Origin of the sequence: Burkholderia sp. Tr-20355, from assembly GCF_017104685.1 — a bacterium.
In the GTDB taxonomy this organism is placed as follows: domain Bacteria; phylum Pseudomonadota; class Gammaproteobacteria; order Burkholderiales; family Burkholderiaceae; genus Burkholderia; species Burkholderia seminalis.
In genome coordinates this window covers 1-5,126 of sequence record NZ_JAAGPK010000294.1, presented here as the reverse complement: position 1 = coordinate 5,126, position 5,126 = coordinate 1, and the positions used below count along the sequence as shown (strand labels likewise).

At 70.0% G+C, this 5,126-nt stretch carries 4 protein-coding genes; 2 read left to right on the top strand and 2 right to left on the bottom strand.

What is annotated here, in order from left to right; translation table 11 throughout:
• The first annotated feature begins 246 nt into the window (after positions 1-246).
• Positions 247-1,920 (top strand): alkaline phosphatase family protein, encoded by a 1,674-nt coding sequence (locus G3N62_RS34335; protein ID WP_034191434.1) that lies wholly within the window; start codon positions 247-249, stop codon positions 1,918-1,920.
• A gap of 95 nt (positions 1,921-2,015) precedes the next feature.
• Entirely contained in the window at positions 2,016-3,437 is a 1,422-nt protein-coding gene (locus G3N62_RS34330; RefSeq protein WP_069705346.1) for a cytochrome c peroxidase, read from the top strand.
• A 24-nt stretch (positions 3,438-3,461) separates the two neighbouring features.
• On the opposite strand, the gene G3N62_RS34325 is transcribed toward G3N62_RS34330, so the two are convergent.
• Together G3N62_RS34325 and G3N62_RS34320 are read right to left on the bottom strand one after the other, a co-directional pair.
• The gene (locus tag G3N62_RS34325; protein WP_049032587.1) at positions 3,462-4,193 is read right to left on the bottom strand and encodes a class I SAM-dependent methyltransferase; all 732 of its coding nucleotides are present in this window, start codon (positions 4,191-4,193) and stop codon (positions 3,462-3,464) included.
• Between the two features lie 79 nt (positions 4,194-4,272).
• Positions 4,273-5,126 (bottom strand): FAD-binding oxidoreductase (locus G3N62_RS34320; protein WP_206141485.1); only part of this gene is annotated, 854 nt, incomplete at its 5' end.

The window sequence follows — 5,126 nt, the reverse complement described above, 5'->3', positions numbered from 1 at the left end:
GCCCGCCGCACCGCGGCACCTGCCGCGGCGGCCGCACGCGGTCTGCCCCTTTCCGTTCTCTTTCGCGCCTCGTGCCGGCGTAATGGAATCGATACCGCGGTGCAACCGTCACGAAACCACTCCGTCCCCATATCTTCATATGCGGCTGTTTCAATGCGCGTGCTCTCTCACGCGCTCCGCGCCGACCGACACGCCACGGCGACGGAGCCGCGCCCCACCCTCGAAGACCTTACCTGGAGTTTCCCGATGTTCCGTCAAGCCTTGCTCGTCACCGCCTGCGCAGCCGCGGCGCTGGCGCTGTTCGCCTGCGGCGGCAGCGACGATCCCACGTCGACGCCCGCCGTGTCGTCGCAGGATGCGCTGCAGACCGCCACGCCGATCAAGCACGTGGTCGTGATCTACGGCGAGAACATCTCGTTCGACCACTACTTCGGCACCTATCCGAACGCGACGAACCCGTCGGGCGAACCGGCGTTCACCGCGAAAGCGGGCACGCCGACGTCGAACGGGCTGACGGGCACGCTGCTGACCGCGAACCCGAACTTCACGAACACGGCCAACGGCACCGACGCGGCGAACCCGTTCCGCCTCGACCGCACGCAGGCCGCGACCGCCGACCAGAACCACGCGTACACGGCCGAGCAGCAGGCCGAGGACAACGGCCTCGCCGACCTGTTCCCGAAGTACACCGGCAAGGGCTCGTCCGGCGGCGCCGGCGCGTTCGGCACGAAGGGCCAGGTGATGGGCTACTTCGACGGCAACACCGTGACCGCGCTGTGGAACTACGCGCAGCGCTTCGCGATGAGCGACAACACGTTCACGACGGTCTACGGCCCGTCGACGCCCGGCGCGCTGAACGTGGTATCCGGCCAGACCAACGGGATGCAGATCGTCAAGACGTCGAAGCAGCCGTCGACGCTCGCGGCCAGCTCGTACTACATCAATGACGGCCAGGGCGGCTTCACGATGATCAACGACGTCGACCCGGGCTTCGACGTGTGCTCGAGCACGACCGACCAGGCGATGATGACGGGCAAGAACATCGGCGACCTGCTGAACGGCGCGAAGATCACGTGGGGCGGCTTCATGGGCGGCTTCAACCTGTCGACGACGAACGGCAACGGCACGACGGGCTGCGCGCGCAGCACGGTCGCCACCGCCGTGAACGCCGCGACGGCCGACTACATTCCGCACCACAACTGGTTCCAGTACTACGCGTCGACCGCGAACCCGCAGCACACGCGCCCGAGCTCGGTCGCGGCGATCGGTTCGAGCTTCCAGGCCGACGGCAAGACCGCCGAGCCGGCGAACCACCAGTACGACACGGACGACTTCTTCGCCGCCGTGAAGGCCGGCAACTTCCCGTCGGTCAGCTACCTGAAGGCGCCGGCCGCGCAGGACGGGCATGCGGGCTATTCGGATCCGCTCGACGAGCAGGCGTTCGTGACCAAGGTCGTCAACTTCCTGCAGCAGCAGCCGGACTGGCAGAACACGGCCGTGATCGTCACGTACGACGACTCGGACGGCTGGTACGACCACGTGTACACGGCGCCGACGCACGCATCGTCGGACCCGGTCGACCAGGTCAATGGCGCCGGCAAGTGCGGCACGGGCGGCACCACCGGCGTGAACGGCGCGACCGTGAACGGCCGCTGCGGCCCGGGCGTGCGCATTCCGCTGGTCGTGATCTCGCCGTATGCGAAGCAGAACTACGTCGACCACACGATGCTCGACCAGGCGTCCGTCGTGCGCTTCATCGAGGACAACTGGCTCGGCGGGCAGCGCATCGGCGGCGGTTCGTTCGATGCGACCGCGGGCGACCTGCGCAACCTGTTCGACTTCACGTCGAAGCCGAACACGACGCCGCTGTACCTCGACCCGACGCTCGGCACCGCACTGAGCGCCGCACCGGCGATCTGAGCGTCGCCTGCCCGACCGCATGGCCGGCGCCTCGCGCGCCGGCCGTTTCCATTTAACGCGCCGCGTCGAGCGGCGCCCGAGTTCCGATCGACAGCATGACAGCCCGACCCGCGGTCCCCTCTTCCGACGCCTCCGGCACCCCCGCGCCGCGCGCCCCTTCCCGCCTGCCGCGCCGCGCGGCGTTCGTGTTCGGCGCGGCCGTGCTCGGCTACGGCGCGTTCGCGATCGCGTTTCCCGCGCGGGTGCCGGCGGCCATCGGCACCGTCGTCGCCGACTGGACCGGCGCGAACCCGCATCCGGTCGTGCTGCAGCGGCCCGCCGCGCAGCCGCTGTCGGCGGTCGCGCAGCTCGGGCGCGCGCTGTTCCACGATCCGTCGCTGTCCGCGTCGGGCAAGCAGTCGTGCGCGTCGTGCCACAGCCCCGACCACGCGTACGGGCCGCCGAATGCGCTCGACGTGCAGCCGGGCGGCCTCGCGATGACGCAGCAGGGCTATCGCCCGCCGCCGTCGCTGATGTACCTGTACCGCCAGCCGAACTTCAGCATCGGCCCGGATGCCGGCGAAAACGACGCCGCGCCGAGCGTCGCGCAGCAGGCCGCGTCGGCGGCCGGCGTCGTCAAGGCGCAGAAGGTGGCCGGCACGTCGGCCGCGCCGCAGCTCGTGCCGCAAGGCGGGATGTTCTGGGACGGCCGCGCCGACACGCTGCAGCAGCAGGCGTTCGGCCCGCTGCTGAATCCGGTCGAGATGGCGAACGCGAGCATCGACGACGTGGCGCGCAAGCTCGCGCAGTCGTCGCACCGCGCGCAGCTGGTGCAACTGTTCGGCGCGCGCGTGTTCGACAGCCCGCAGCTCGCGGTGTCGGAGGCGATGTTCGCGATCGCGCGCTACCAGGTCGAGGATCCGTCGTTCCATCCGTACAACAGCAAGTACGACCGCTGGCTCGAAGGCCGCGCGCGCCTCACGCAGGCCGAGCTGCGCGGCCTGCGCCTGTTCAACGATCCGGACAAGGCGAATTGCGCGGGCTGCCATCTGTCGAAACCCGGCAAGGACGGGTTGCCGCCGATGTTCACCGATTACCAGTACGAGGCGCTCGGTGCGCCGCGCAACCAGGCGCTTGCGCAGAACCGCAACCCGGCGTTCCACGATCTCGGCGTGTGCGGACCGTTCCGCGACGACCTGAAGGACCAGACGCAGTATTGCGGGATGTTCCTGACGCCGACGCTGCGCAACTCGGCGACGCGCCGCGTGTTCTTCCACAACGGCGTGTTCCATACGCTCGACCAGGTGATGGCGTTCTACAACGAGCGCAGCATCTCGCCGCAGAAGTTCTATTCGCGCGGCGCGGACGGCAAGGTCGACGAGTACGACGACCTCCCGCCGAAATATCGCGCGAACGTCGACGTGACCGACGCGCCGTTCGACCGCAAGCCGGGCGACAAGCCCGCGATGACCGCGCAGGACATCAAGGACATCGAGGCGTTTCTCGGCACGCTGAACGACGAGCCGGCACGGCACTGAACGCCGCGCGGGCGTCGCGCCGCATCAGCGGCGCGCGCGGATGCACAGGAAGGCCGGCGCCAGCGACAGTTCCGCGTGGAGCCGTTCCGACGCCGCCTTCATCTCCGGCAGCGGCTTCGGTTCGACGAATCGGTCGAGCCGCCAGCCGCCGTCGGCGAGCGCATTCAGGATGTCGGCCAGCGGCCGCCGCCAGGCTTCGACGTAGGGCCTCGGCTCGCCGAACCCCGACCAGTGGAAACCGAAGCGTGACGTGTCGAAGTACGTGCCTTCCCCGCGCGTCCGTTCGTCCATCCAGTCGCGCATCGGATGCGCCATCGAGAACACGAGCGTCGCACCGGGGCGCGCGACGCGCCTGAATTCGCGCAGCGTCGGCGCGAGATCGCGCACGTAGTCGAGCGCGAGCGAGCACAGCACCTTGTCGACCGCATGATCCGGCAGCCACGCGAGCGGCGCCTCCAGGTCACCTTCCACGATGTCGACCGCGAGGCCGTCGCAGCGCGTTCGCGCGAGCGCGACCATCTCCGGCGTGACGTCGAACGCATGCACGGTCGCGCCGCGGTGCGCCAAGTGTTCGCTGCAGATGCCGGGGCCGCACCCGGCGTCGAGCACCGTCAGGCCGTCGACGTCGCCGAGCAGCGCCAGCGTCGCCGGCCGTTCGTACAGCGCGTTGTGCGCCTTCGTCGGCGCGATGTCCGCGTAGCGTTGCGCGAAGCTCGCATAGGCGCGGCGGCCGGGCGATTCGTTCGGATCGGTCATGCGGCATCCGTCGGCTGAAACTGGGAGTGTCGATTCTGCCCGATCGGACGACGGTTGGCGATCCTGCTTCCCGCCTGCGTTACGACAGGCTGTCGAGCAGCCGGTACCAGGCCACGCCGGCCGCGATATAGAAGCGCTGCAGCCCGTGAAACGGAATCGGCCGGATCGGCGTGACGCGGAACGGCAGCGGCAGTTGCGCATCGCCCGACAGGTGCGCCGCCAGATGCTTGCCGAGCGTCGTCGCCATCGCGATGCCGCGCCCGTTGTAGCCGAGCGCGATCGTCACGCCCGGCGCCGGCTCGTGCACGTGCGGCATGAAATCCGCGGTGATCGCGACGCGTCCGGCCCAGCGGTATTCGAACCGGACGCCCTTGAGTTGCGGATACAGCAGCGTCGCCGCACGCTCGAGATGGCGCCAGTCGCTCGCCGCACGCGGTTCCGCGAACGGGCCGCGACCGCCCATCAGCAGGCGTCCCGCCGCATCGCGCCGGAAGTACAGCAGCAGGCGCCGCGCATCCGATGCGACTTCGCCGCCGGCGAGAATGTCGCGGCCGAGTTCCGGCGCGAGCGGTTGCGTCGCGACGATGAAGCTGTTCGCGGCGATCACCGACTGGCGCAAGCCGGGCCACAGTCCGTCGGTATAGCCATTGGTCGCGAGCACGACGCGGTCGGCCGATACCGTCGCGCCGCCGGCGGTCGCGACCTGCCAGCGACCGCCGGCACGCGTCAGCCCGACGGCGCGCGTCAGCCCGTGCACGACCGCCCCGCTCGCCTGTGCGGCGCGCACGAGGCCGCGCGTATAGCTGAGCGGCTGCACGCTGCCCGCGCGGCGATCGCTCCAGCCGCCCGCGTAGGCGCCGGTGCCGATTCGGCGCGCGACGTCGCCGCGACCGATCAGTTCGACCGGCGCACCCCGCGCCGCCCATGTCTGCT